Origin of the sequence: Bdellovibrio sp. HCB337 (assembly GCF_047302465.1) — a bacterium.
Taxonomy (GTDB): Bacteria; Bdellovibrionota; Bdellovibrionia; order Bdellovibrionales; family Bdellovibrionaceae; genus JACMRP01.
This window is the reverse complement of record NZ_CP178621.1, coordinates 2530545-2557381: the sequence shown is the minus strand read 5'-3', so window position 1 is coordinate 2557381 and position 26837 is coordinate 2530545. Positions and strand designations below refer to the sequence as shown.

25 protein-coding genes are annotated in these 26837 nt (G+C 44.4%); 21 read left to right on the top strand and 4 right to left on the bottom strand.

Annotation, left to right across the window (positions count from 1 at the left end; genetic code table 11):
* Positions 1-188 precede the first annotated feature (188 nt).
* The 15 genes from ACLWBB_RS12310 (at position 189) to ACLWBB_RS12240 (ending at position 15653) form a co-directional block, all read left to right on the top strand.
* Complete coding sequence (locus ACLWBB_RS12310) at positions 189-1343, top strand: LegC family aminotransferase (RefSeq protein WP_413287823.1); 1155 nt, start codon at positions 189-191, stop codon at positions 1341-1343.
* Position 1344: 1 nt separating this feature from the next.
* Complete coding sequence (locus ACLWBB_RS12305; protein WP_413287822.1) at positions 1345-1983, top strand: acetyltransferase; 639 nt, start codon at positions 1345-1347, stop codon at positions 1981-1983.
* A 9-nt stretch (positions 1984-1992) separates the two neighbouring features.
* A complete protein-coding gene (gene hisF, locus ACLWBB_RS12300) occupies positions 1993-2859 on the top strand; it encodes an imidazole glycerol phosphate synthase subunit HisF (RefSeq protein ID WP_413287821.1) in 867 nt (288 codons plus the stop codon).
* Complete coding sequence (hisH, locus tag ACLWBB_RS12295) at positions 2856-3482, top strand: imidazole glycerol phosphate synthase subunit HisH (RefSeq protein WP_413287820.1); 627 nt, start codon at positions 2856-2858, stop codon at positions 3480-3482. The genes hisF and hisH overlap by 4 nt, the downstream gene beginning before the upstream one ends.
* Before the next feature lie 9 nt (positions 3483-3491).
* Positions 3492-4706, top strand: coding sequence for an N-acetyl sugar amidotransferase (locus ACLWBB_RS12290; protein WP_413287819.1), 1215 nt, complete (start codon positions 3492-3494; stop codon positions 4704-4706).
* Between the two features lie 22 nt (positions 4707-4728).
* Positions 4729-5667: a polysaccharide deacetylase family protein gene (locus ACLWBB_RS12285; protein ID WP_413287818.1), complete on the top strand. Its 939-nt coding sequence runs from the start codon at positions 4729-4731 to the stop codon at positions 5665-5667.
* A 7-nt stretch (positions 5668-5674) separates the two neighbouring features.
* Positions 5675-6469 carry a formyltransferase family protein gene (locus ACLWBB_RS12280; protein WP_413287817.1) on the top strand — a complete coding sequence of 265 codons (795 nt, stop codon included), beginning with the start codon at positions 5675-5677 and terminating at the stop codon, positions 6467-6469.
* Between the two features lie 120 nt (positions 6470-6589).
* Positions 6590-7570, top strand: coding sequence for an NAD-dependent 4,6-dehydratase LegB (locus tag ACLWBB_RS12275; protein ID WP_413287816.1), 981 nt, complete (start codon positions 6590-6592; stop codon positions 7568-7570).
* A gap of 2 nt (positions 7571-7572) precedes the next feature.
* The gene (locus ACLWBB_RS12270; RefSeq protein ID WP_413287815.1) at positions 7573-8619 is read left to right on the top strand and encodes a nucleotidyltransferase family protein; all 1047 of its coding nucleotides are present in this window, start codon (positions 7573-7575) and stop codon (positions 8617-8619) included.
* Between the two features lies 1 nt (position 8620).
* Positions 8621-9304: a cytidylyltransferase domain-containing protein gene (locus tag ACLWBB_RS12265; protein WP_413287814.1), complete on the top strand. Its 684-nt coding sequence runs from the start codon at positions 8621-8623 to the stop codon at positions 9302-9304.
* Complete coding sequence (gene neuB, locus ACLWBB_RS12260) at positions 9301-10311, top strand: N-acetylneuraminate synthase (protein ID WP_413287813.1); 1011 nt, start codon at positions 9301-9303, stop codon at positions 10309-10311. Before ACLWBB_RS12265 ends, neuB begins: the two co-directional genes overlap by 4 nt.
* Complete coding sequence (neuC, locus tag ACLWBB_RS12255) at positions 10308-11426, top strand: UDP-N-acetylglucosamine 2-epimerase (RefSeq protein WP_413287812.1); 1119 nt, start codon at positions 10308-10310, stop codon at positions 11424-11426. The genes neuB and neuC overlap by 4 nt, the downstream gene beginning before the upstream one ends.
* Before the next feature lie 20 nt (positions 11427-11446).
* On the top strand, positions 11447-12562 hold the full coding sequence (locus ACLWBB_RS12250) for a hypothetical protein (protein ID WP_413287811.1): 1116 nt from the start codon (positions 11447-11449) through the stop codon (positions 12560-12562).
* A gap of 34 nt (positions 12563-12596) precedes the next feature.
* Positions 12597-14540, top strand: a complete 1944-nt coding sequence (locus ACLWBB_RS12245) for an acyltransferase family protein (protein ID WP_413287810.1) — start codon at positions 12597-12599, stop codon at positions 14538-14540.
* A 168-nt stretch (positions 14541-14708) separates the two neighbouring features.
* A complete protein-coding gene (locus tag ACLWBB_RS12240) occupies positions 14709-15653 on the top strand; it encodes a hypothetical protein (RefSeq protein ID WP_413287809.1) in 945 nt (314 codons plus the stop codon).
* Positions 15654-15744: 91 nt separating this feature from the next.
* Here ACLWBB_RS12240 and ACLWBB_RS12235 read toward each other — a convergent pair whose 3' ends face one another.
* Entirely contained in the window at positions 15745-16548 is an 804-nt protein-coding gene (locus ACLWBB_RS12235; RefSeq protein ID WP_413287808.1) for a glycosyltransferase, read from the bottom strand.
* 80 nt (positions 16549-16628) lie between these two features.
* On the opposite strand from ACLWBB_RS12235, the gene ACLWBB_RS12230 reads away from it, so the two are divergent.
* From ACLWBB_RS12230 to ACLWBB_RS12220, 3 genes are read left to right on the top strand one after another with little or no spacing between them, the layout of a single operon-like run.
* Positions 16629-17948 (top strand): flippase, encoded by a 1320-nt coding sequence (locus ACLWBB_RS12230; protein WP_413287807.1) that lies wholly within the window; start codon positions 16629-16631, stop codon positions 17946-17948.
* Entirely contained in the window at positions 17927-18778 is an 852-nt protein-coding gene (locus ACLWBB_RS12225) for an SDR family oxidoreductase (RefSeq protein ID WP_413287806.1), read from the top strand. The genes ACLWBB_RS12230 and ACLWBB_RS12225 overlap by 22 nt, the downstream gene beginning before the upstream one ends.
* Complete coding sequence (locus ACLWBB_RS12220; RefSeq protein WP_413287805.1) at positions 18772-20004, top strand: hypothetical protein; 1233 nt, start codon at positions 18772-18774, stop codon at positions 20002-20004. Before ACLWBB_RS12225 ends, ACLWBB_RS12220 begins: the two co-directional genes overlap by 7 nt.
* A 42-nt stretch (positions 20005-20046) precedes the next feature.
* Here ACLWBB_RS12220 and ACLWBB_RS12215 read toward each other — a convergent pair whose 3' ends face one another.
* Together ACLWBB_RS12215 and ACLWBB_RS12210 are read right to left on the bottom strand one after the other, a co-directional pair.
* Positions 20047-21063, bottom strand: a complete 1017-nt coding sequence (locus ACLWBB_RS12215) for a polysaccharide biosynthesis protein (protein WP_413287804.1) — start codon at positions 21061-21063, stop codon at positions 20047-20049.
* A gap of 116 nt (positions 21064-21179) precedes the next feature.
* The gene (locus ACLWBB_RS12210) at positions 21180-22052 is read right to left on the bottom strand and encodes an NAD-dependent epimerase/dehydratase family protein (RefSeq protein WP_413287803.1); all 873 of its coding nucleotides are present in this window, start codon (positions 22050-22052) and stop codon (positions 21180-21182) included.
* A gap of 226 nt (positions 22053-22278) precedes the next feature.
* Here ACLWBB_RS12210 and ACLWBB_RS12205 point away from each other — a divergent pair, with 226 nt between their 5' ends.
* Together ACLWBB_RS12205 and ACLWBB_RS12200 are read left to right on the top strand one after the other, a co-directional pair.
* The gene (locus ACLWBB_RS12205) at positions 22279-22842 is read left to right on the top strand and encodes a sugar transferase (RefSeq protein ID WP_413287802.1); all 564 of its coding nucleotides are present in this window, start codon (positions 22279-22281) and stop codon (positions 22840-22842) included.
* A 44-nt stretch (positions 22843-22886) separates the two neighbouring features.
* A complete protein-coding gene (locus tag ACLWBB_RS12200) occupies positions 22887-24734 on the top strand; it encodes a polysaccharide biosynthesis protein (protein WP_413287801.1) in 1848 nt (615 codons plus the stop codon).
* On the opposite strand, the gene ACLWBB_RS12195 is transcribed toward ACLWBB_RS12200, so the two are convergent.
* A complete protein-coding gene (locus ACLWBB_RS12195) occupies positions 24735-25901 on the bottom strand; it encodes an O-antigen ligase family protein (RefSeq protein ID WP_413287800.1) in 1167 nt (388 codons plus the stop codon).
* A 143-nt stretch (positions 25902-26044) separates the two neighbouring features.
* Between ACLWBB_RS12195 and ACLWBB_RS12190 the strand changes: the two genes are divergently transcribed.
* Positions 26045-26758 (top strand): glycosyltransferase, encoded by a 714-nt coding sequence (locus tag ACLWBB_RS12190; RefSeq protein ID WP_413287799.1) that lies wholly within the window; start codon positions 26045-26047, stop codon positions 26756-26758.
* Positions 26759-26837: the final 79 nt, after the last annotated feature.

The window sequence follows — 26837 nt, the reverse complement described above, 5'->3', positions numbered from 1 at the left end:
ATACTAGAAGAAGGGCTTTACATTGACGAGGCAAAAGTGTGTTTTTTGTAGCACACGCGTTAGGTGTCGAAGGGGAATTCGTTTGTTGATGCGCCGTAATAAGTTGGGATTTTGGTCGTCTTGCTAGTCGTCTTGGTCACGATATTGTAAGATGTTCGTCTATCATTTTTCAGTGTTTGCGGGGCGCCATGCTTGAGAAGTTCTTAAATTTCACCAGAGATCTTTACGATCCAACGGCTAGTGGCAAATTCATTCCTTTGCATGAGCCACGAATTTCTCAAAGAGAAAAAGACCTCGTCCAAGATTGCATCGATTCGACATTCATTTCCTCTGTTGGTGAGTATGTCGGAAAATTTGAAAAAATGATCTCGGAATATACCAACATTCCTTTTGCCATCGCGACAACCAATGGAACCTCGGCATTGCATCTTTCCCTTGTGGCGTTGGGTGTAGGGCAAGGGGATTTGGTTTTGGCTCAAGCGTTGAGCTTTATTGCGACTGCTAATCCGATTGCATATTGTGGTGCAAGCCCTGTTTTTATCGATAGCGCCAAAGACAATCTTGGGATGTGCCCTGAAAAACTCGAGGACTTTCTAAAAAAAGAAACCATGATCAACGCGCAAGGGGTTTGTGTTCACAAGGCTTCTGGGCGTGCGATCAAAGTTTGTATTCCAATGCATGTCTTTGGCCACCCAGTAAAAATGGACGAGATCGCGGCTATCTGTGAGAAACATCACATTGCAGTTCTTGAGGACGCGGCGGAAGCCTTAGGTTCTTTCTATAAAGGTCAGCATGTTGGCAGAGCCGGCAAACTTTCGATCTTTAGTTTTAACGGAAATAAAATTGTCACTTGCGGAGGCGGCGGGATGATCGTCACCTCGGATCCTGAGCTTGCAAAACGAATTAAACATTTATCGACAACGGCAAAAGTTCCTCACGCATGGGAGTTTGTCCACGACGAGGTTGGATACAACTATCGTTTGCCAAATTTGAATGCGGCTTTTGCCTGTGCGCAAATGGAAAAAATCACCGAGTTTGTCGAGGATAAAAGAAAAACGGCAGAAAGCTATCGTCAGTTTTTTGCCTCAGTGGGAACAAGGTTTATTGTAGAGCCCGCGAACTGTCGTTCGAACTATTGGCTGAATGCGATTCAGTTGGAGAGTCTTCAAGAACGAGACGAGTTCTTAAAAGCCAGCAATGCAAAAGGGGTGATGGCGCGACCGATTTGGAAGCTTCTTCCCACTTTGCCGATGTACAAAGGTTCAATTTCAACGTCGCTTGAGAACGCGTCTTTCTATGAAGCGCGAATCGTCAATATCCCAAGCAGTGTAAGGTCTTGCTAAAATGGATAAAGTAGTCATTTTCGGAATGGGTGGACACGGGCGCGTTGTTGCCGATGCATTAAAGCTCGAAGGGCGCTACGAGCTTGTGGGTTTCGTCGACCGTCAAAGTTCGACTTCATCACAAGGTAAGGTTCTCTCAGAGCCTGAATTGGTTGCTTCGGGTATCAAAAAAGGCGTTGTCGCGATTGGTGACAATTTTGTACGTGCCGAGATCAGTAAAAAAATCCTGCAAATGATTCCTGATTTTGAATTTGTTCGCGTCTTTCATCCAAGATCGTCGGTGTCTCCTTCGGCTGTTATAGGCCCGGGCACGGTTGTGTTGGATGGCGCGGTTGTGGGTCCGTTTTCTAAAGTAGGTTCTCATGTAATCCTCAATACTCGCAGCAGTGTTGATCATGATGGCGTTCTTGGGGATTTTGCCAGCCTGGCTCCAGGGGTGACCTGTGGCGGCGGCGTAGTCTTGGGAGAATATTGTGCCATCGGTCTTGGAGCCAATCTGATTCACAACGTAAAGCTTCAGGATCATGTCGTGGTTGGTGCTGGCGCCACGGTTTTAGAGGATCTCCCAGGCAGTGTTGTGGCTTATGGAAATCCTTGTAAAGTAATCCGGTCCAGAGCGCCGGGCGAAAAGTATTTGTAGAGGTAGCGGATGGAACAGAAAAGATACGTAAGACTTATTCCTCGTCTTGATATCAAAGGTCCAAACTTGGTGAAGGGCATTCATCTTGAGGGATTGCGGGTCATGGGTGATCCAGCGATTTTTGCCAAACACTATTACGAAAATGGGGCCGATGAAATTTTTTGTATGGACGTCGTGGCGAGCCTTTACGAGCGCAATAGTCTGACAGAAATGATTTCCCAGATTGCCTCGAACATTTTCATTCCTATCACCGTCGGTGGCGGAATTCGTAGTCTAGAGGATATTAAAAAAGTATTAGACTCAGGAGCCGACAAGGTTTCTTTGAATACAGCGGTCATTCGCAATCCGAAGCTGATTGAGTCTGCGGCCCATCGTTTTGGGTCTTCGACAATTGTCGTGACGGTTGAAGCGATTAAACAACCTAATGGTTCTTATTTGTGCTTTGTCGATAATGGGCGCGAAGACACTGGCGTCGAGGTGATGGAGTGGGTTCGCCGAGTGGAATCCTTGGGTGCCGGGGAGTTGGTTATTACCTCAGTCGACCGTGAGGGGACGGGGGAAGGCTTTGATCTCGACTTGATCAAGCAAGTGACCTCATTGGTGAAAATTCCTGTTGTGGCCCATGGGGGAGCGGCGTCTGTAGATGACATCGCCAAGCTTGTGACCGAGACCACCGTCAATGGAATTGCCGCAGCTTCTATTTTTCACTACGACCTAGTCGCAAAACAGAGCACCATCGCAGACCCTACTGCCCAGAGAGAGGGCAACACCAGCTTTCTGAAGGCAAATCGTTCCTTCGCGAAGATTAAACCAATTTCCTTGAAAGACGCGGCAAATAGACTTAGAGAAATGAAAGTGGTATGCAGGGCTCTATGAAAAAAGTAGTGATAGTCGACTACGGCGTTGGAAACTTGTTTAGCATTAAACAAGCCTTGATGGCGAGTGGCGTAACGCCTATCGTTTCTAGCGACAAAAATGTGATTGCATCTGCCGATGGCGTTTTGCTTCCGGGGGTTGGTGCATTTGGTGATGCTATGAATCGCCTGCGCGAGCAGGGGCTTGTTGATGTATTGCGCCATGAAGCGCTTGCGGGGAAGCCTTTCCTGGGAGTTTGCTTAGGTTTGCAGCTGATGTTTTCTAAAAGCGACGAGTTTGGCAGCCACGAAGGCTTGGGGATTCTTCCAGGCGTGGTTCGTAAGTTTCCTTCCTCTTTTGACGGGCAAGAGCTCAGCGTCCCTTTCATAGGCTGGAACTTCCTGGAAACACAAAAGGAAGACTCGTTTATTGCTGGCCTGGGACCGGAATCTAAGTTGTTTTTAGTCCACTCTTTTTATGTTCAGCCTGAAGATCCATCTTGTGTGATCAGCACCTGTCGCTATCATAACTTTCAATACCCAGTTGTCCTGAGACGCGGTAATGTCTTTGGCGTTCAGGGTCATCCAGAGAAGAGCGGATTGGATGGTCTCAAAATTTATGCAAATTGGCTGAACAATCTATAAGGGAATGTAATGGAAAGATTTGAAACTAAATTTGGTCTTCCTCACGATGTGAAGTTTTGTAAAAAGTGTGTGATCTCGAATCAGCGCCCTTCATCGGCCGCTGAGCATAAGCACACGAAAGATACAAAAAAATCGACTATCGGATTTGATGAACAAGGTATTTGCGACGCTTGTCGCGCGTCTGAGTCTAAAGATCGCATCGACTGGAATATGCGTGAAAAAGAGTTGGTCGCATTATTGGACAAGTATCGTAGCAAAGACGGTTCTTACGACTGCCTAGTTCCTGGTAGCGGTGGAAAAGACAGCGCCTATCAAGCGCACATTCTTAAATACAAATACGGCATGAACCCACTGACTCTGACATGGCCACCAATCATGTACACGACTTACGGGTATGAAAACTGGAAGAACTGGATTGAAATCGGTGGCTTTGACAACATGACTATCAAGCCGAACGGTCAGGTTCAAAAGCTTCTAACTCGCCTTTCTATCGAAAACATTTTCCATCCTTTCCAAACATTCATGTTGGGACAAAAAAACGTAGCGCCAAAGATTGCGGCGAAATTGGGGATCAACCTGGTATTCTACGGAGAGAACGAAGCAGAGTACGGAAACCCTATTGCCGAGAACAACTCTTCATTGCGTGATAAATCATACTTTAGCTCGCAAAACCTCGACAGTATTTACCTTGCGGGTCTTCCGTACAAAGAGTTGAAAGAAAGATACAAACTTTCGGATGCGGATCTTAAGATTTATCTTCCGATCGAAGAAAAAGACTTAGCCAATAAAGATATCAACATTCACTACCTGGGCTACTATTTGCGCTGGACACCGCAAGAGGTGTATTACTACGCGACGGAAAACACGGGCTTCAAAGCACGTCCATTCCGCAGCCAAGGTACTTACTGCAAGTATCACAGCATTGACGATAAGATCGATGATCTTCATTTCTATACGACTTACATTAAGTTCGGTATTGGCCGTTGTTCTTACGATGCTTCTCAAGAGATTCGTAACAACCACATCTCTCGTGAAGAGGGTGTGCAGTTGGTTAAAAAGTTTGATGGCGAGTTCCCAGATCGTTACTTCAATGATTTGATGACTTTCCTAGAGATGAAGCCTGAGCGTTTCCACGAGCTTTGTGACGAGAACAGATCTCAGCACTTGTGGAAAAAAGAAGACGGGCAGTGGAAACTTAGACACGCTGTTTGGCATCAGTCATAAGTCATAGATAGAGGACGTTGTGATGGGGCAATACCAGATTAAAGTTCCTCATGGGATCATGTTTCATCATTTTCATGATGAGCGGCATCCGACTGGGCAGGGAAGTATTTCAGGGAAAGACTTCGAAGATCTGCTTCACTTTATTGGTCTGGAAAACATCACAACGGCTCAAGATTGGTTTGAAAACTATGGCCGTCCGGGCTTTGGTAACAAAGTTTGTATCACCTTCGACGACAGCTTGAAATGCCAGTACGACATCGCTAAACCGGTGATGGATAAGTATGGTATTAAAGCCTTTTTCTTTGTGTATAGCTCTGTTCTAGAGGGAAAATCCGAGTACCTTGAGGTCTTCCGCTATTTCCGTAGTAAGTACTTTAAGAATTTCGACGATTTTTATGAGGCGTTCATGGCCTATCTTCATCAGTCACCGATGGCGGATGAAGTCCACAAAGCTCTCTCGACATTTGATCCGAATCAATACCTTCAGAATTTCAGCTTTTACACGGTCAATGATAAAAAGTTCCGCTATCTTCGCGATCACATCCTTAAGGTCGATCGCTACAATATGGTTCTTTTGGATATGATCAAAAGGGCGGGCGTCAGTCTTGAAGGGTTGAATGAGATTCTTTGGATGTCGGCAGAACAGGTGAAAACCCTGAATAAGGATGGACACTTTATTGGCCTGCATTCGCACAGTCATCCGACAACGATGGGCTTGCTGCCGCTTGAGCAGCAGCGTGCGGAGTATACAACCAACAATAAATACCTGCGGGACCACCTTCACTTACCAGTGGTGTGCATGTCTCACCCGTGCAACTCGTACAACGCCGGGACTTTGGAACTTTTGAAGGATCTCAATATCTCTATGGGTTTTAGAGCCAATATGCAGAGTGGATTTGAGAGTCGTCTCGAGATCCCGCGCGAAGATCACATTAATGTCTTTAAAATGATGAAAGCCTAGTCATCCTATGAAAATTGCCCTCTTTACCAGCAATCAACCGCGTCATCGTCACCTGATCGAGTGCTTCTCGAAAATTGCCTCTGAAGTTTTGGTTGTCAGCGAGGTCACAACGATTTTCCCAGGAGCCACTGAGGACTTTTACAATAAGTCGGACATTATGAAAGACTACTTTACGCGTATGCAACAAGCAGAACGTAATGTCTTTGGTGATCCAGGATATGGTCCAAGCAACGTGCGCGTGTTCCCTATTAAAATGGGGGACGTCAATAACATCCCGGTAGCTTGGTTTAAGCAATTGGAGTCTGTGGATTATATCGTCGTTTTCGGCGCTAGCTGGATTCGTGGTGAGTTGTGCGACCTACTTCTTCGCAAAAAAGCTATCAATATTCACATGGGAGTTTCTCCTTATTATCGCGGAGCCACTTGTAATTTCTGGGCTCTGCAAGATCGCCGTCCTGAGATGGTGGGAGCGACGATTCACTATCTTTCAAAGGGCTTGGATTCCGGCAAAATGATCATGCATGCGCTTCCGAAACCTCGATTGGTGGAAGGGTTCGAGCTAGGGATGTTGGCGGTGAAGGCCGCTCACGAGTGTTTGACGTCCTTATTAAAAGACGGGTCTATCTTTGAACTAGAGCCATTGGTGCAGGATAAGTCTCAGGAGCTTCGTTACTCTCGTAGAGCTGAATTTAACGATGAAGTGGCTCATGATTTCTTAAACAACCCTCTGTCGGCGGAGTTTATTTCGCAACGATGTGCAGACCGGGATTTGGGCTTATTTTTGCGCCCTTTCCTAGCATAAATCTATTCTGTTTCACCTTCCTGATAAGGGCGTCGAGATTGACATTTCGGGTGGAAACGGCAAATATTTGTTAACTTTTTTTAGCATATTGATGGCCTCAGATCGAATAGGAACGTCTCCATGAAGAATGTATTAGTAACAGGTGCCGATGGGTTTATTGGATCTCACCTTGTAGAGATGTTGGTTCAAAAAGGACACAAAGTCAGAGCGCTGTCTTTGTATAATTCCTTTAATACTTGGGGCTGGCTCGAGGATTCTAAATATCTAAAAGACATTGAGGTTGTGACTGGCGACGTGCGCGATCCTTTTTTCTGTCGCGACATCACTAAAGGAGTCGACAGCGTCTTTCACTTGGCAGCGTTGATCGCCATTCCTTATTCTTACGTCGCTCCACAAAGCTATATCGAGACCAATATCACAGGCACAGTAAATATTTGTAAGGCAGCCTTGGATCATGGCGTTCAAAGAGTGATTCACACCTCAACGAGCGAAGTTTATGGAACTGCGCGCTATGTTCCAATTGATGAAGCACATCCGTTGCAGCCTCAATCTCCGTACAGTGCTTCGAAGATTTCTGCGGATGCGATGGCGATGAGTTTCTTTAATGCCTTCAACTTGCCACTGACGATTGCGCGACCATTTAACACTTTCGGACCACGCCAATCGGCCCGCGCGGTGATCCCGACAATCATCTCTCAATTGTTGAGTGGGAAAAAGAGCATCAATCTGGGTGATGTGACTCCGACGCGTGATTTTAACTTTGTAACTGACACTTGCCGCGGATTTTTGGCTTTGGCCTCTTCTTCGGATACAATCGGTAAAACGGTGAATATCGGGTCAAACCGTGAAGTCACGATTTTGGAAACTTTCAATATGATCAAAGGGATTTTGGGATCCAATGCTGAAATCCAAGTAGATCAGCAGCGAATTCGTCCTGAGAAGTCCGAGGTTCATCGTTTGTGGTGTGATAATACTCTGATTAAGAAGCTGACGGGTTACGAGCCTCAGGTGACTTTTGAAGAGGGGCTTAAGCAAACCGTTGAGTGGTTCTCGGAGCCTAAGAATATTGCTAAATATAAAACGGATATTTACAACGTATGAGAATGAGTCCCGATTTTTTTACGAAACCGAGTCATACATTGCGTTCTGCGATGGAAGCTATCGATCGCAACTCCATGCAAATTTGCTTCGTGCTGGATGACGATGGCAAGTTGATTGGCGCCCTGACTGACGGGGATATTCGAAGAGCCCTTCTTAAAGGAGCTACTCTTGAGCAAGAAGTCGGCACTTTCATGAGTCGTGCTCCGCGCTTTGTTCCAAATGGAATGTCTCGTGCAGATATCGTTGAAAAGTTGAAATCATGGAATGTTCGTCAGTTGCCAGTGGTGGACGAAAAGGGAAGAGTCATCGGGATTGAAACTTCCGACGATCTTCGCGGTCTTTTGAAACGCAACAATCAAGTGATCCTGATGGCTGGTGGATTCGGCAAAAGACTCAGTCCGTTGACAGACACCTTGCCAAAACCTTTGTTGAGAATTGGCGGTCAGCCAATTCTTGAAACTATTATCAAAAGATTCCGCGATGTTGGATTCTACCGCTTCGTTCTGATCGTGAACTATCGTGGTGAAATGATCCGTGATCATTTCAAGGACGGCAAAGAGCTGGGCGTGGAAATCGAATATCTTTGTGAAGAGACTCCTCTCGGAACTTGTGGTGGCCTTTCTTTGTTGAAAGAAAAACCGACTGAGCCTGTATTTGTGATGAACGGGGATATTCTTACTCGCGCAGACTTTGGTGCGATTCTGGATCAACATTGCTCAACCAACGCAACAGCAACGATGGTGGTACGTGAGTACTACACGGAAGTTCCTTACGGTGTTGTGAAAGTGCAAGGCGATCGTATTCTATCTATCGAAGAGAAACCGAAGGAGATGTCCTACGTCAACGCGGGCGTTTATGTTCTTTCTCCGGAAGCTGTGGCTATGATTCCACAAAAGAGCTTCTTTGATATGCCTAGCTTGTTTAATATGTTGAAAGATTCCGGCAGAGAGATCTGTTGTTACAAACTGAAAGACTATTGGGTGGACATCGGCCGCATGGAAGATTTCCACCGCGCTCAGGCTGACTTTGAAGGTCATTTTGGAAGTTGAGATGAAAAAAGGGCTTGCGATTATACCTGCTAGAGCAGGATCAAAAAGAATCCCAGGCAAAAACAAACGCCCTTTTCTTGGTAAGCCACTGATTCAGTGGACGATCGAAGCTGCGCTCAATTCGCCAATTCCTCTGGATGTTGTGGTCTCTACGGATGATCCAGATATCCTAAAATATAAAGATCTTTATCCAAGCGTTGATTTTCTGTCACGCTCTGCTGAGCTTGCCCAAGACACAAGCTCTTCGTCAGATGTCATTGTTGAAGTCATGAAAACCAGAAAACAGGCGGCGGACTTTATTGTTCTGTTGCAACCGACTTCACCGTTGCGAGGGGCGCAAGTCGTGGGCGCGGCTGTTCAAGAATTTTTATCTAGCTCCGTACCTCAGATGGTCAGCGTGCGTGCATGCCGTGAAGTGCCTAGCCATATCTTTTATGAAACATCTGAAGGAACTCTGACACCTTTGTTGAAAAACCAAGTGGAATTGCGTTCTCAGGATTGGAAAAACGTCTGGACTCTGAATGGCGCGCTTTATTTGTCAGATTGGGATTTGTTTTTAAAGTCTAAAAGCTTTTTTGGCGCACAAACAAAAGCTTTTGTAATGGCCGAGAATCTTTCTGTGGATATTGATACGGAAGAAGACTGGAAGCGGGCAGAGACATTCGCCCAGGGACTTAAACTATGAAGAATGCATGTCTTGTTATTGCCGAAGCGGGTGTGAATCATAACGGAGATCTAAAGCTTGCAAAGCAGCTTGTGGATATTGCCGTAGAGGCCGGTGCGGACATTGTTAAATTTCAAACCTTCAAGGCCTCAAGCCTGGTGACTCAGGAAGCGAAGATGGCGGCTTATCAAAAAGCCAACACTGGTAAAACTGAGTCACAATACGAAATGCTTAAAAGGCTCGAGCTCAGTCATGAAGACCATCACACGCTGATGCAATACTGCCGTGAAAAGAATATCGAGTTCTTGTCGACGGGTTTTGATGAAGAAAGCCTGCTTTTCTTGAATGAGTTGGGTTTAAGAAAGTTTAAAATCCCGTCCGGAGAAATGACCAATTATCCGTATCTGAAGCTGATGGCATCTTTTAAGCCAGAGCTTTTAGTAATGTCGACGGGAATGGCGACGATGGCAGAGGTTAAAAACTCTTTCGATCTTTTGGTGAAATCAGGAGTCGATAAAGAGCGCATCGTTGTTCTTCATTGCACGACGGATTACCCAACAGCCCTTAAAGACGTGAATTTGAGCTCTATGGTAGCCATGGGGAAAGAACTCGGTTGCCGAGTCGGTTACTCCGATCATACGACTTCCTTGGAAGTACCACTTTCAGCAGTGGCTTTAGGTGCTACGGTCATCGAAAAACACTTCACTGTAAGCAAAGACCTTCCGGGGCCAGATCACAAAGCGTCCTTGGAAGGAGCTGAGCTGAAAGAAATGGTGAAGCGCATCCGAGACTTCTCGACCTATTGGGGATTGCCAGAAAAAAAGCCCACATCTCAGGAACTGCAAAATCGCCTGGTTGCCAGAAAGTCTATTGTGGCAAAAACCGACATCGCAGCTGGCGAAGTGCTTAGCGAGAAGAACCTGACGACGAAGCGTCCTGGAACCGGAGTCGATCCGATGCAGTGGCCATCGGTCTTGGGAACAAAAGCAAAACGCAGTTTCAAGCAAGACGAGTTGATTGAGCTATGACGAAAATCAAAGTTGGCATTGTTTCGACAAATCGTGCGGATATTGGTCTTTTAGACTCTACACTTCAAGAGACACGTCATGCTCGCGGGATCACTTGGCATTTGATTCTGTCAGGAGACGTCCTTAGCAGTGCGAATAAGGCTGTGGTGAAGAGAGTGGCGGCTTATGGCCCTTCATTGCGAAAAGTACCGATCTCGCTCAAAAACAAAACGAATAAAGACATTTCTCAGGCGTTTGCAGAAGCTTTTCAAAAGGCGACGAAGCTTTATCTTAAAGAGAAATACACTGCGGTTCTTATCACTGGGGATCGCTTTGAAATGTACGCTTTTGCATTAGCGGCGTTCTTCTTAAAAATCAAAGTCTTGCATCTTCATGCAGGGGAAGAAACCCTGGGTGCGATTGATAACGTCTTTAGACACTCGATTTCACTTTTCGCGGATGCCCACTTTTGTTCGACTCCGAGCTATGCTCGTCGGGTGCAAGAACTTAAAAAAGATGCCCATCAGGTTCGCGTGGTGGGGGCTCCAAGCCTGGATGGACTTCGCGACTTTGAGGTTATGACGAAGGCGCAATTTGAGGACTATACAAAGTTTAACCTGGATGCGCCTACGGCGTTGGTGACCTTTCATCCGGAAACCTACGCGGAAAACCTACAAGGGAATCTGCGAGAGTTTGTAAAAGCCCTCGAGAGTCTGAAAATTAAATTCATCGTGACGGCTTCAAATGTTGATGAGGGCGGAGACCTTTACAACCAAGAACTTAAAAAGTTCTGCACACGGGATACTAAGAACCGTGTGTTTATCAATAGCCTTGGGAAACTTGGTTATTTCTCGGCTTTGAAATATGTGGATGTAATGCTTGGGAATTCTTCGAGTGGTATTATTGAAGCCGCAGCTTTTAAATTACCGGTCGTCAATGTAGGCCGTCGCCAAGAGGGCCGTTATCAGACGAAGAATATTTTTAACGCAAAAAATACTCGCAGCTCGATTCAAAGCGCCGCTAAAAAAGCGCTGAAGACTGGTAAAAGAAACGTATCGAATCCTTATGTGCTAAGATCTAGATCGGCTCCGCTGATTGTGTCTGGCATCGTACAAGCTCTTAAAGGCAGTAAATAGATAGGAATTAGATTTGTAGAATGAAACTTTTAAAGTGGCTGGTTTTTTATTTTAGCAAGTTGTCGGTGATCCCACATGGTAAGGCTTATCAAAAACAAGTCATGGAAATGGCGCGAACTCGTCACTCTGGGGTGTCGCCACTTCTAAAAAACTCTCTTTGTCAGCACGATTGCCATAGCCGCTACTTTTTGCGCCGTGTGTGGTTTCTCTATAACCTAGCTTCGATATTTTTATTGCCAGTGCTGATGGGTGTTCTCTTGCTGCGTAAATCTAAAGACGCCAAGAATCCGATTGCAAATATCAGCCTGACAGGTCGATTTCCTGAGGAAGTTAAAAAAGACTTCTCTCCGACTTATGTGAAGATGCCGTTTGGATCTTTGCGTGCCCGGGACTATAAATATTTGCGCGCGATCCTGTTAAACTCAGGGTTTAGGCCTTATTTCATTCTTCGTACTGTTTGGAAGTTGGGCGTCTATTCGGATTTGGTCGAGATCTATTCGCCGTCCAATGTTTTGGTGACGCAAGAGATGACCTTTGAGTCTAGCTTTTTGACCCAATACCTTCGAGATCTTGGAATTTGTCACGTCAACTACATGCATGGGGAGAAGTGGTTTTCCATGCAGGATGCGTTCTCGAGTTTCGAGATCGCTTATGTTTGGGAAGAGTTCTATAAAAAACTCTTTGAAGAGCTCGGATCTGACACGAAAGAGTATCGCTTTTTTAAAGCTATTCATCCGTTGCCAGAGCCGGTTACCCAACTTGATGCGATTACTTACTACCATCAGCTGAGCTCGAGTCCTAAAGAGTTTACAGCTGTTTTACAGAACCTAGAGAAGTTTGCCCACAGTCATAAGTGCGAACTTTTGGTTCGTTTGCATCCTTTGCAGACCAAAGACTATGAAGTGCAGATGCTTCGTGATCGAAACATTCAACAAGAGAATGTTCGTGAAGTCTCGCTCGAGAAGTCGGTGACACGTTGTCGTTATGTGTGTTCAGAGTCTTCGTCAGTACTGTATCAAGGTTCTTTGCTCGGAAAAACCTTGGTTGTGGACAACACATTTCCAGAAAGAATCGATATTTATCGTGATTTGGATTTTATTGTTCTTAAGAAAATCGAACATATCTATTTAGTTTGACGTGAGCAAACAGGAGTCTAGGAAAATTCTATCGATGTTAAAGAAGAGTAACTATAGATCTGACATTGACGGACTTCGAGCGTTTGCTGTTTTAGCAGTTTTGTTTTTCCATTTTTTCCCGCACCACCTGAAAGGTGGTTTTGCGGGGGTTGATGTTTTCTTTGTTATCTCAGGATATCTAGTTACTGGGATTTTGTATTCAAACATTCAAGAAGAAAAATTCTCTTTTAAAGAGTTTTACTTTAAACGAGTTCGAAGGCTTTTTCCAAGCCTGATTGCCGTTCTGGTCGTGTGCTGCATGGCGGGCAGCCTTTTATTGGTGGCGGACGAGTTTGCAAATTTTGGCAAACAGCTTTTTTCTAGTGCCTTATTTTCGACGAACTTCGTACTGTTCAGTGAGAGCGGCTATTTTGACAGAAGTTCTGACTTAAAACCGTTGTTGCATATATGGTCTTTGTCGATCGAAGAGCAGTTTTATATTTTTTGGCCTTTTCTGATATATTTCCTTGGGAAAAATAAGAAAGTACTCATTTATTCTTTGCTAGGAATCACAATTGTGTCGCTGGGGTTGAATTTGGGTCTGACAAAAAACCACCAGGCATTCAGTTTCTATCTGTTGCCAACACGTTTGTGGGAGCTTGCTATCGGGGGACTTCTGATCTTTGTGAAGCCAGCAGAAGTGCAGGGTAGAATTCGTTCTGTTCTTTCGCTAGCGGGATTTGGCCTGATTCTATTTTCATTCTACATTCTAAATCAAAATAAGCAGTTTCCAGGTTGGTGGGTTCTATTACCAGTTCTTGGAACTTGTCTTGTGATCATAGCTGGGGAATCTAGCATTGTTAATAAGATGATCTCGGATAAGCGCATCGTGTACATTGGTTTGATCAGCTATCCACTGTATTTGTGGCATTGGCCTTTGATCTCTTATGCGCATATTGTAACTAGCGGTTCTGTGGGACTTACTACCAAGATTGTCCTGCTGATTGCATCTTTGATTCTAGCGGTCTTATCTTATGAATATTTGGAAAAGCCACTGAAGGCGATCACGTTGTCATTTAGGTCTATTGCTAAAATGGTAACACCTTTGGTCGTTTTGGGTTTAGTCGGATTTTCGGTCTGGAGCATGAACGGAGTTCCCACAAGATTTAAAAGACTTGAGGCTGCACGGGTTTCCAAAGAGGCCTTTAAAGCCGGAAAAGATTCCGAGAACGGTCGCATCTGTAATGAAAAAGTTATGGAAATTGAAATGTGCTCGATTTCCGACGCCACTCGACCGCCGACGGTGATTTTGATTGGTGATAGTCATGCTAGCCACTTGTATCCGGGGTTAAAAAAGTACTTTGATTCTATTGGCGAAAACCTTCTCCTTTTAGGAAGAAGTGGGACTTCGCCATTAATGAATGTCGTCAGCAAAAGAAATCCGGAAACGACGTTGGATGACGTGTTTGAATATATACAGAAAACTAAATCCATCCATACAGTTGTGCTCAGCGCTTTTTGGGGCAATTACTTTGAAGAAGCTGGTGTTCAGCTAGCAAGTTTTAAGTACAAGAATCTTATTCAAGATAAATTGAACCCAGGTGTTGAGAAGCAAGAAGACGTTTTCAACAAGGCATTTTCTCGGACGCTGGAAAATCTCGCAAAAATGCAAAAGAAGGCGATCTTTTTCCACGACATTCCGTCATTGCCATTTCCGTTAGACAGCTGTCTGCCAAGACCCTTTGTGAACAAGCTTGCAACCTGCCAATTTTCTGAAGAAGCCGAGCGCATAAAACAAGAGGGCTATCGAAAAGCGGTGGAACCTGCTTTGGCGAAAGCTCTTAACGTGAAAGTCTTTGATCCTATGTCTTTCCTCTGTGAGCAAGGGCGATGTCCTATTACTAGAGACAATACGATTATGTATTCAGATGATTTTCATCTAAGCATCGACGGCGCCGTCATGCTGATGGATAAGCTTTTTGAAAGCGGAAATATTTAAGTAAATCTCGGGAATTCCTCAACAGATTAGGATCTCATAAAGAGACGTCTTCTCAGCGTGAGACATCTATAATTGTTTTCGTCATATTTACACCTACTCAGAGCGCTCCTTCGATATAATAAACAAAGCTTGTGTATAAACACGATATGTACGTTTCCGGGAGGTTCTTTGATGCGTGTGATACTAACCTCAGCTTTGTTATTACTTGTCTTAGGCGCTTGTAAACCAAGTGAAGAAGAAGGACAAAGCAACAACAGCTCAAACGATTTCGATACATCAACCGCGTATGAAGTTTTAGCTGAAATTCCCTTTCAGAATTCTGGTATGTTCTTCAAGAGTAACGGCGATATTGTACTTACTAATAGGAATACCATTTACTCTTTACAGAATGGTCAATTGACGCTCTTTAAGAGCGCCATCGATACGTATGGCGATTCAACCTGCCGAGCGGAGACTTTCGTGTATGGAGATGTTCACGCTATTGGCAGTGACGATAGCATCTACTATGGCGGTTTTAGCCCCTATTGTAACCATGGACAGCTTAATGGTAGGCATCGTGCTGTTAAAATGGATACCAGTGGAAACATCAGTACAATTTTGTCAGACTATCATGATGGAGCTAATCATGTTGTCTTAGGTAAGAACGGCGAAATATTCGTAGCTTCGGCCACTCAGATCTACAAATTGAACTCTGATGGAACAACAGTACCAATGATTCAGGGTGCTGCTTTGGCAGATATACAACAAAATGAAAGTGGAATTGCTGAGTTTATACCTGTTCCAGGTGGTTTTTACATTGTTATGTATGGGCTGATGGGCTGGCGAAGCAATCCTAATAGACTGATGTTTGTCTCAGATTCAGGAGACATGAGTTTTATTTACGGTGGTGAAGAGGTGCACAGCCCTTTATTGTCTGATACGGGCGATTTGTATATCAAAACACATGATCAAATTCTTAAAATTTCTCCAAGTGGAGTCGCGACAGTTTTTGCGGACAAATCAGTATTGAAATCACGATATGGCTATTTAACTGCATTAAGAGACGGCTATTTGTATTATATATCTTGCGACGGTGGCAATAATAACTGCGAGCTTCGTCGCCTCCAAATGTAAGACCAATTCGAAGATTTTTTTAATCTAACGCTTATCTAAAGACGGTCGCTATGAAAATAGCGACCGTTTTATATTCAGTATGTGGCATCAGTTATTTGCGGAGAAACTTTTCGTAGACGAATTGGCGGACTGTATTCGGGAACAGTCGGACCGGAAGTCTTGTCGCCAAGTTGATCGTCACGTCTAAGATGTTGGCGTAACCAATTTTATAAAAATACTTTTGCAGCTTAATATCCTGAATCGCATAGCGAATGCCGCCACGACGGCGATACATAGATTGACCACCGCGCACATAAAGAAGAGCCGGCTTGATATTCTTGAAAAGGAATCCCTTTTGAATCATGCGAGCCCAAAGATGATAGTCTTCGTTCCAAAGGAAGTTCTGATAGTTTCCAGCCGCAAGCACAGCACTTTTACGGTACATGACCGTCGCATGGTTAGTTGGAGAGCGGTGCTTACCATATTTCAAAAGCTCAGGGCCACCTTCAGGAAGTTCGCGAATGAATGTAGCGTCTTCGATAGTGTGTTCAAACTCAATCACACTCGTACCGACAAGAGAAACTTCAGGATGTTGTTGAAAGGTTTCATACTGAAGGCGAAAGCGATCAGGGTGACACACATCATCAGAGTCCATGCGTGCAATCAGCTCGTTCTTACATGCTTCGATGCCTTGACGGAGAGCCATTGCCAGTCCGCCATTTTTTTCTAAAGGAAGATAAACCAGCGAAGGATCCTTGTAAGACGCCAGCAAAGTTTCAAGTTCTTCTGTCAATGGGCCGTCTTTAACGATGAGGATTTCAGAGGCTTTGAGGGTTTGGTTTAAGAGGCTATCAATGCTTTCACGCAACCACGCAGGATTATCATTTCTATAAATCGCCATCAGTACAGAAAACATGGGCCCCTCGGCATATATCTTAGTTGATATTTAACAGTGTAGTTTCTACTATACATCTATCCTAAAAAATAGAGTTTATAATGCAAAGTGCCTCGAAAAATAGTTTTTGGTATCTGACATTCAACATCTCTCGTTTAGCAGTTGTTTTTGTCGGCACGATCTTGATTTCCAGAGTAATGGGACCACATGACTTTGGAGAGTTTAGTTATTTACTATCTATTTTTCTTTATTCGACGGCTCTAGATTCTCTATGTCATGAAAGCGTTGTTAAGAAAGACATTCTGAACTCCAAAGAAGAGGGGATTGGCGCTGTCCTGGGCTCGGCTTCCATGCTTTGTGTCATTTTGTCTGTCATTGCCGGGGCCATGATTGGCGTCTTTGCCTTATTTTTCTTGGAAAATTCGGCCCATCTTGCCGCTTTGCTGTTATTTCTTCCGGGTGTCTTTTCAAAGCCGACCAACCCCATTGGGAACTATTTTGATTCAAAACTGCTGTCTAAGTATTCAAGCTTAGCACTTTTTTTAGGCGGATTTTTCTCTATCCTTTTTAGACTTGGGAGCTTGTACTTTTCAAAGGACTTAGTTTTTCAGACGATCGGTTATTCTTTGCAAGGGCTGATCTGTTCTGCCGCTTTGCTGCTTTTTTTTCGCGTTCGATCTACCGAAAAGGCGCCATGGAGCGTTGATTCCAAGACGGTGATTTCGATCTTTCGGCGAAGTGCGCCGATCTTTTTTTCGACGATTCTATTTATGTCTTTGTCTCTGAGCGATGTGTTCATGATTAAGCATATTTTGAGTGCGCACGAGGTAGGCATTTACTCTGTCGTGATGCGCTTTAGCGAGCCCTGGGTCATTATCAGTTCGGCGCTGTGCACGTCGTATTTTCCGGTGATTTTTCGAGAGGCTGGCAACAAGCTTCGACAGCGCGAGATCTTTGTTCAAGTGAACAGCATCTCGGCGTTGATTGTTTTAGTTCTTGGGATTGTACTGACTCTTTCGATGAATATTGTCGTACCTCTGACAGTGGGGCCACAGTTCAACGAAGCCATTGCCGTGTTTGCAATTTATTTCTGGGGCGTGTTTTTTCTGTTCTGGGCAAATATTCAGCACATCTGGGAAGTTCATAATGGGCACTACTATCTTTCGCTCTATAAGACTTTATTTTCATGTTGTGTGAAAATAGGCCTTAATTTATATTTGGGCCAAAGATTTGGTTTAAAAGGTTTTGCGGTCGCGACCGTCGTTGCATATTTCTTCTTTGGCTTCGGATTTAATATTTTCGGAAGATACACTCGGGAATATATGCGCATGCAGATGGACTCATTAAGATGGAGCTCTCTCTGGATGTCTTTAAGTATAGCGTATTCGAAAGGGGTCGCGTGGAAAAACAGAAGATTCTAGTTCTAGGCGGGAAGGGAATGCTGGGATCTGCGTTGGTGCCTTTTTTGGCGGCCCAGTCGTCTTGGCAAGTCTTCACCCATTCTCAGCGAGAACGCGCAGATTATACTTCTGATCTTTCAGTCTACGAAAATGTAAAAGAATTGCTTTTGCAAAGCCGACCAGACTACGTCGTCAATCTGTTGGCGTTAACGGATGTTGATTTGTGCGAGCGCGAACGTGAGCTTGCGTACAAACTGAATGTCGCTCCGTTAAAGAATTTAGCACGTTGTTCTTTGAAGGATTCTATTCCTTTTAAGCTTGTGCATATTTCTACGGACCATGTTTATGACTCAAAATTGGCTAAAGAGAGCGATGTTAAAATTGTAAATCATTACGCTCTGACAAAATACTTGGGTGATGAGATGGCGGGCCTTTGCAATGCGGTTGTTCTTAGAACAAGCTTCTTTGGTGTCGCCACTGAAAAGAAAAAGAGTTTTTCAGACTGGGTCCTGGAAACATTGAAGGCCAATAAACCCATCAATGGCTTTGACGATATTTATTTCTCTCCGGTCCATTCCACGACTCTGTGCCAAGGGATCGAAAGATCTATAAGTCAGTTTCACCCGGGAGTTTATAACTTAGGTTCCAATCAGGGGATGAGTAAGTACGAGTTCATCGTGGAGCTTGCGCGTCTTCATGGTTTGAATGAATCCTTGGTAAAACCAGTGAATTATAAAAATGTTGCTCTGACGACACCACGTCCGCGCGATATGCGTATGGATGTTTCTGCGTATGAAACCAAATTTAAAGTGAAACTACCTACTCTTCATGAGGAGATCCGTAAGTGTTAAAAATCGACTTTTTGCAGAAGCGGGAAGAGCGTCTGACGGAAATTATGTATTATGTGGCCTTTGCCTGCCTCATAATTCCTTGGGGATACGTGGTTGAAGAGACCGGGGACTATTCTTTCCTTCCTAAAATGGTCTCGAATCTTTTGTTGGCCGCAGTTGGTTTGCTGGTGGCTTTTGCTCGTCCGATCGAGTGGAAAAAGCTGGCTCTTGTTGCTGCTGCGGGCATCCTCATGGGGATTCACTACTTTAAAAATGGTTACCTCGAGCCTCATTACCTATATCAGGTCGTCTATTTAGAGTTGGCGGCATTGATTTACTTTTCTTCGCCTGAAGTAAAAAAACGCATTTTGAAGTACTCTCCCTATCTGTTCTATATATTTCTGATTAAAGCTTATTTCTTCCGTAACGGACTTTTTGTGCACGGGGGAACGTTCTCGAGCAATCTTTACTCAGCAATGTTGATGTATTTTTGCTGGGTCGAGGTTTCTCAGAAACGATATTGGAACCTGCTGATTGCTTTGCCAGTAATTGTTATTGGCGGATCTAAGGCTGTGTACATGGGCATCACAATTTTCTTAGTTTCTAGCTTTATCATTGCTAAGTGGAACTCAGGTTTTATTCGTAAGCTTCAGAGCTTTGGCCTTCAGTGGTTTTTGGCTACGGCCTTCCTTGTGACCTTGGCTATTACTTTGGTTATGCAATCCACGGCATATTATCAAGATTGGCTGAGTGGAATTGAACCCCATCGTAAGGCAATCACCGAAAGAAATATGATTCTTTACGGCTTTGGTTTAACTCAACAAGATGAAGAGACGAAAAGCCAGCTCATGGAAGAGAAAAGACGCGCTCTCAAAGACGCACGTCCCATGTCTGAAGTCGATACTAGCTTGGGATTGCGCTTGAATCAGTACGACTACATGTACAGCAATTTGCCAAAGTACTTTTTGGTAGGAAATGCAGCGGGTTCTTCGTGGCAGATGTTTGGTCATAATCCGCACTCGGCGGTGATTGACTTTATTTCTCGTCTTGGTGGACTTTTCTTTTTACTTTGTATGTTTTTCTATCGTCGCCTTTTTGCAAGTATGAAGAACTTGGCATTTAACTTAAGTTTATTGCCGATCTTGGTGTTCCAACCTTATGGCTTTACCATTGGCCATGTGTTGCCATTGATGGTTTTGTTGTATGCATTGGGATCTTGCCCGAAAGAGCAAAAGAAAGTGGCATAGTCTCCAGAGTCTCCTTAAGAGGGGACTCTGACTGAAATCATCTTATCTTTTGTAGTATTGCTTGGTCTCTTCAAGACCCATTACGATGCGAACCAATTCATCGACATCTAGCTGTTCAGTATTGTGAGAGTTGTACTCTGAAGCTTGCGTGATAACCTCTTCCCCATCATCCAAATAGATGTTGTAGTTCAGGTCACGGGAATCAGGTCTGATTCTGTAATAGTCTTTTAAATCAATGGCGCGAACCATCTCTTCACGAGTTAACAAGGTCTCGTAAAGTTTTTCACCATGGCGAGTGCCGATCACCTTAATTGGATGCGACTCTTTGTTAAGAGATTTCTTAATAGCTTCTGCAAGTTTCAAGATGGTCGCAGCAGGACTTTTTTGTACAAACATATCGCCGCTATCGCCATGCTTGAAGGCAAAAAGAACCAGGTCAACGGCTTGATCCAGGGACATCATAAAGCGTGTCATGCTTGGATCAGTAATCGTAATTGGTTTTCCAGCCATGATTTGTTCGATAAAGAGCGGAATCACAGAGCCTCTAGAGGCCATGACGTTTCCGTAGCGAGTTCCGCAGATGATGGTTCCACTTTCAGAGGCAAATTTAGAAGCCGCGATATAAGTTTTTTCCATCAAAGCTTTGCTCATGCCCATAGCGTTGATCGGATAAACGGCTTTGTCGGTGCTCAGGCAAATCACTTTTTTAACGTTGCAATCAATGGCTGAGTTCAGAACGTTGCTGGTGCCCAAGATATTTGTGTTAACTGCTTGCAAAGGATGGAACTCGCAAGAAGGAACTTGCTTAAGAGCGGCGGCGTGGAAAACGTAATCAACGCCTTTCATGGCAGCATCGATACTTTGGCGGTCGCGAACATCGCCGATATAAAATTTTAAGCGGTCATTTCTATAGAACTGGCGCATGTCCTCTTGTTTCTTTTCGTCACGAGAGAAAATACGAATTTCTTTGAGGTTGTGATTCAAAAAACGGCGCAGAACTGCACCACCAAATGAGCCAGTACCTCCAGTAATGAGGAGCACTTTATTATCGAATTCCATAGGAAACCTCGTATGCGCAAAAACAGGAAAAAAGTGGACTGATATTATGAGATTGTTAGCAACTTGCAAGCTTGTCAGCAGCGAATTTCAGCTGATCTAACGCAATCCGACAATCCTTACTGGCTAAACATATCTCGAAGACCCTCTTGTGTCGAGTAGGGTGCTTTATAGTTTAGGGCCGTATTGGAGCCTTTGCTATCCAAAGCCAAAGATCCGAAAAGACGTAGAGAAATGCTCGGAACCGCGTTGAAGAGGATGCGATAGAAGAAAAATGGGAGGGCGAATAAGTGTGTTTTTTTGTCCATAGCTTTCGCGATGCCATCAACAAGCTCTGCGATAGAAAGTGGCTGAGGATCTTGAGGTAGAAAAATTCCAGACTTTTTTGCTTGAATGGCTAAACCAATAAAGTGGCAAAGGTTGCCAACGTAAATGACGCTACGTTGATTTAAGGTGTATTTCAGTGGCAAGAACGGAGCCACGCGAACAAGCTTTGCGAGAGCCAGAAGATTTCCTTTGGCCCCTTTCCCATAAACCATTGGCGGGCGAATGATAGTGACGACGAAGTTTTCGGACTTCATTTCCAGTAAGTTCTTCTCTGCCTCTAGTTTGCTTCTTCCATAGGCGTCTTTGGGATGGCAAGGGGTGCCTTCATTCAATGAAGGTGCAGGGTTTTTCAGAGTTCCCGAGTCCCCGAAAACATGGGCTGTGCTCAGAAAGATGAATTGCTTAACTCCCTGATCTTTAGCTCTTTGAGCCAGGCGTCGGGTGAGTTCGGTATTGATATCGAAGTATTTCTCTTCAGGAGCACCTTGCATCTGGTGAACCAGGGCTGCGCAATGCACTATGCTATGAATGCCAGACATATCCAGGCTTTCGGGGGTGCTTTTGCGAAGGTCGACAGTTTGAATCTCGAAGTGCTGACCCTGGTCTTTCATGAAGCGACCGCCAACAAATCCACTAGCTCCGGTAAGTAATACTTTAATAGCCATAATTCCTCTTCTCATAACGATTTTACTGACGGTTGAGAATAAGATTCTAAGGGCGGGAGAAAGAAATTGTAAAGGCCCACCTCGAGGTCTTTATCGAGCACCATAATGCTCTACGTCTAAACTCGGAATGTAGTCCTAAAATATGCTTTATTTGATCTTCCCAGTACGGAGTGATAACTTGATTTCCTAAATATTTTTGCGAGTAAACCTATTGGCGTTTCAGGACATGATTAAAAGAATTTTTGATTTTGTTGTAAGCTTCGTATTGTTGTTTGTTATTGCACTTCCAGTCCTCCTGATTGCTATTGCAATCAAGGTGAACTCTAAAGGGCCTGTGATTCATTGGTCGCAACGAGTGGGGCGTAGAAACAATGTGTTTTCGATGCCCAAGTTTCGTTCGATGAAAACGGACACGCCTCAGGTAGCTACACACTTATTATCGACGTCTCAGAACTATGTCACAAGTGTGGGAGCTTTCTTGCGCAAATCAAGTTTGGACGAACTTCCGCAGCTCTGGTCTGTTTTGGTAGGGGATATGAGTTTTGTGGGGCCTCGTCCCGCTTTATTTAATCAAGATGATCTGATTGCTTTAAGAACCGAGAACGGGGTCGATGCTTTACGTCCTGGAATCACGGGCTGGGCGCAGGTCAACGGACGTGACGAGCTTTCGATTCCGGTAAAAGTTCAATTCGACAAAGAATACCTCGAGAATCGTTCTTTTTGGTTTGATCTGAAGATTATGGTTTTGACGGTACTCAAGGTTTTCATGCGTGAAGGCATTCACCACTGAGGTAATGAATGGGACTTATTAAAAAGTTAAACTATAGGCATTTAATGACAGACCTTTTGTTGGTGGTCTTCTCTTTCTATGCCAGTCTCTTTTTACGTGTAAATATCGACGAGGCCCAGTACTTCATTCCGGCTTTAAATAAAATTCTTCCAATCGTTTTGGTTTTCAGACTTTTATGCTTTTTGTATTTCGAAACCTACAACATCATCTGGAGATACGTATCTGCAATCGATGCGTTTCGCTTAGTCAAAGCCATTTCGGTTTCCTCGGTTTTGATCGTTGCTACGACCTACCTGTTTAACCTCGGCGCCATTCCGCGCTCTGTGTATTTCATCGATGCGTTCTTGTTGGTTTTCATGCTTGCAGGTATTCGTATCGCCAGACGCTTATTCTATGAATACCAAAGTAGCCGCCAAATGCAAAAGTACGGTGCTCGCACTTTGATTTATGGTGCTGGTGTTATGGGCCAAGGGGTTCTGAAGCGTCTTTTGGTAGACAAAGACCTCAAACTTTTTGTGGTCGGGTTCATCGACGATGATCCAAAGAAGATCGGAAAAAGCATTTCTGGTTTTAAAGTTTTCGGTCCTGGTGAAAATCTTGAGACCTTTATTTCCGCTTATGCTGTCACTCAGGTTGTGGTTGGTGTGCCAGATCCATCTGTGGATTTCTTAAAAGACCTTCTCAGAGTTTGTGCGAACCACGGTATTAAGCCATTGGTGTTAAATCAGTCTGTGGATACCGAAATTCAAACTCCACTTCGTCAGCTTGAGCTTAAGGATCTATTGAAGCGAGATCCACACGAGATCGACCTTACTTCCACCAAAGAAATGATCTCTGGAAAACGTGTCTTGATCACGGGTGCTGGTGGATCTATCGGCAGCGAGATCACCAGACAGGTTTTAGGTTTTGGTCCGTCGCGTTTGATGGTTTTGGATCACTCAGAATTTAATCTTTACAATATTGACCAAGAGCTAAAGCAGTCTGCTCGATATGAAGAGACTGTGGTTCCATGCCTAGTTGATATTAAAGATTCAGATGCCGTTTCCAACGTGTTTTCGCAGTACGCGCCAGAAATCGTTTTTCACGCGGCCGCTTATAAGCATGTTCACTTGGTTGAATCCAATCCGCACACTTCGATATTAAATAATGTTTTGGGAACAAAAAACTTGCTGGATGCGAGTGAAAAAACCGGGGTCGAGAACTTCGTTCTGATTTCCACCGACAAAGCCGTGAATCCAGCAGGGGTTATGGGTTCTACCAAACGTATTTGTGAAGTATTGACCAGCTTGACGGGATTTAGGACGAATCGTCGTTACTGCGCGGTTCGTTTCGGCAACGTGCTTGGAAGCAGCGGCAGTCTGGTGCCACTTTTGAAGAAGCAAATCGAAAACGGCGAGTCACTGACGATTACTCACAAAGATATTACTAGGTACTTCATGTTAATTGACGAGGCTGTGTCGCTTGTTCTTAAGGCGGCATCGTTCTCGAAACCTGGTGATATCAATGTTTTGAAAATGGGTGAGCCGGTTAAGATTATCGATGTTGCGAAAACCTTGATTACCTTGATGGGTAAAAAAGAAGAGGACATCGGAATTCACTACACGGGGCTTAGACCCGGCGAGAAAATGTTTGAAGAACTTTATATTTCTGGAAATGAGTTGGATACAGAGCATCCGGACATCTTGGTAGTTCCGAAAGGTGATGCGCTACCTGCAAACTTCCGAGAAATTGATTTTATGAACGAAGTTGAGGCCATGCTTGAGGCTTCTCGAAGTGGCGATAAAGAAGCCATCTTTGTGCTCAGCAAATTAGTAAACTCTAACTATGAGCATCCTACCTATGAAGGTCAGCTTAAAGCCATCAAGCTTTCAAAGATGACTAGCGACAATTAATTACCCGTTGGGGCTTTCTGTTTTGTATTTTTGGAAGTTCTCTTTGAGGATGTACCGATAATAAATAGAAATCCCCATTGCTGAAATCAGCAAGAATAAGTATCTATTTTTCGAGATGGAAAAGTTAGATTCAGTCAGTGATCCAACCACAAAACAAATCTGCGCGCCTAAGGCACCTAGAGTGATGGACTTCAGAAGCGTTTCTTTGGCGTCTGTTTTCCAGAATGCCATAAAAGTGTGATGTAAAATCACGCCTAAGAAAATCAGATAACAGATTAAGCCTAAGATCCCGGTCCCAGCTAGTAGTTGAATGTACTGATTGTGAGCGTGGCTGATAAATTGATCTTTTGGATAGTTCAACTTATCAAAATAGGCTCTGAGGTGTTTTTTATTCTGACTATAGCCTGTACCAAGAATTGGATAGTCTTTGGCGATCTCGATATTTCCTAACCACAGAGCTTTTCTTTGATTGTCACTTTCGTTGACCTTGGTATTCGTTGAAAGTGTGCGCTCTCGAGCGACAGGGGATATCGCCAGCGTCATTGCAAAGGTGGCAATCAAGCAGGAGGTGAGTGCAAGGCCATACCAACGACGTCCGACCAAAAGCGATATGCAAACCACACCGACAAGCATGCCCAGCCAGGCACCGCGGGTCATGCTGAGGGAAGTAATGATTGCGGTCGCAAGAGTTGTGATAAGGGCCAGATATTTCCAGGACGCCATATTCTTAATACCCACCAACAGAAACCCAGCTACAAATACAAATGCCATTCCATAAGTGTGAGCAAAAGGCATCGAGTGTCCAAAAGGGCCGCCAGCGCGAGGGTCTTCAGCGAAATAGTAGAAGCCAAATGAAAGTGCGACGACTCCAAGAAGAATTGTCATCAAGATTTGGGCTTTTTTGTCATCCCAGTCAATCCAAGCCAAAGTGAAGCAGAGAACCTGGAAGCTCAGCATCCAGCGGAATTCTAATAGGGCTTCGATGGTGTCTTTATTTACAGGATTGTTGTTGAAGAGTCCGAGAGCGATGATGACTAACCAAACAATCCAAAGTGCGCCAAGTCCGGTTGTTTTAGGCCACAATAGTTTCCAGTCGTTTTTCTGCTTGGAGATTGAGAAAAGAACCCAGCCTCCTGCTGAAAAAATCAAAAAATCGGCAAAATCCATGAGGGTTTGAGAAGTTAAGCAACCGAACCAAAAAAAGAAAAGTAACCAACTTACAGCGAGGTCTAGATTTTTACGCATATCCTTAAAACATAACTGGTCTTAGGTTAAGTTCAACCTTAAAGTTCACCGCCGATAAGGAGCCTATGATCGTCCTAGTCGTACCTTGCTATAATGAAGAAAAGCGTCTTGACCTTGAAGCCTTTGAAGAAGGGGCGCAAGGGGAAGTACAAATCCTATTTACTGACGATGGGTCTAAAGATAATACCGTCGCCAAGATTCAACAATTCATTCAAGGTAAACCGAATCTGCACGTTCACCGCTGTCCTAAAAACGGTGGTAAAGCCGCCGCCGTTCGTGAGGGCATGCTTCATGTTTTGACTCATCCAACGCTTTCTAAAGCGACGTGGGTTGGGTTCTGGGATGCGGATCTTGCAACTCCACTTTGGGAAGTTCCCAACATGATCCAATACGCAGAACTTTACAGCAACGACGTTGACTCGATTTGGGGAAGTCGCGTGTATCGTCTTGGCAGCAAAATCGTGCGCTCACCAAAACGCCATTATCTGGGGCGGGGATTTGCAACACTGATTTCCATTCTTCTGCGAGTAGAATCTTATGACTCTCAGTGTGGAGCGAAGCTCTTCCGCGCAGAGCACGTGAAAAAAGCTTTCGGTGAAGGCTTCCTCAGTAATTGGATTTTTGACGTCGAGATCATGCTTCGTTTGAAGGGGCATAATCTTATCGAGTATCCACTTCGCCAGTGGGAAGACGTCCCTGGCTCGAAGGTGAAAGTCTACAAAGAAATCCTTCGTGTCTTCCGTGATATTTTGAGAATTCGCAAAAAGTATCTCGATTAAAAATCACTGAGTTTGAACTCATGTCTGCCACAAGATCTCCCAGGAAACCCTTGGGAAATCGCCTTGTATTTTCCTTGAA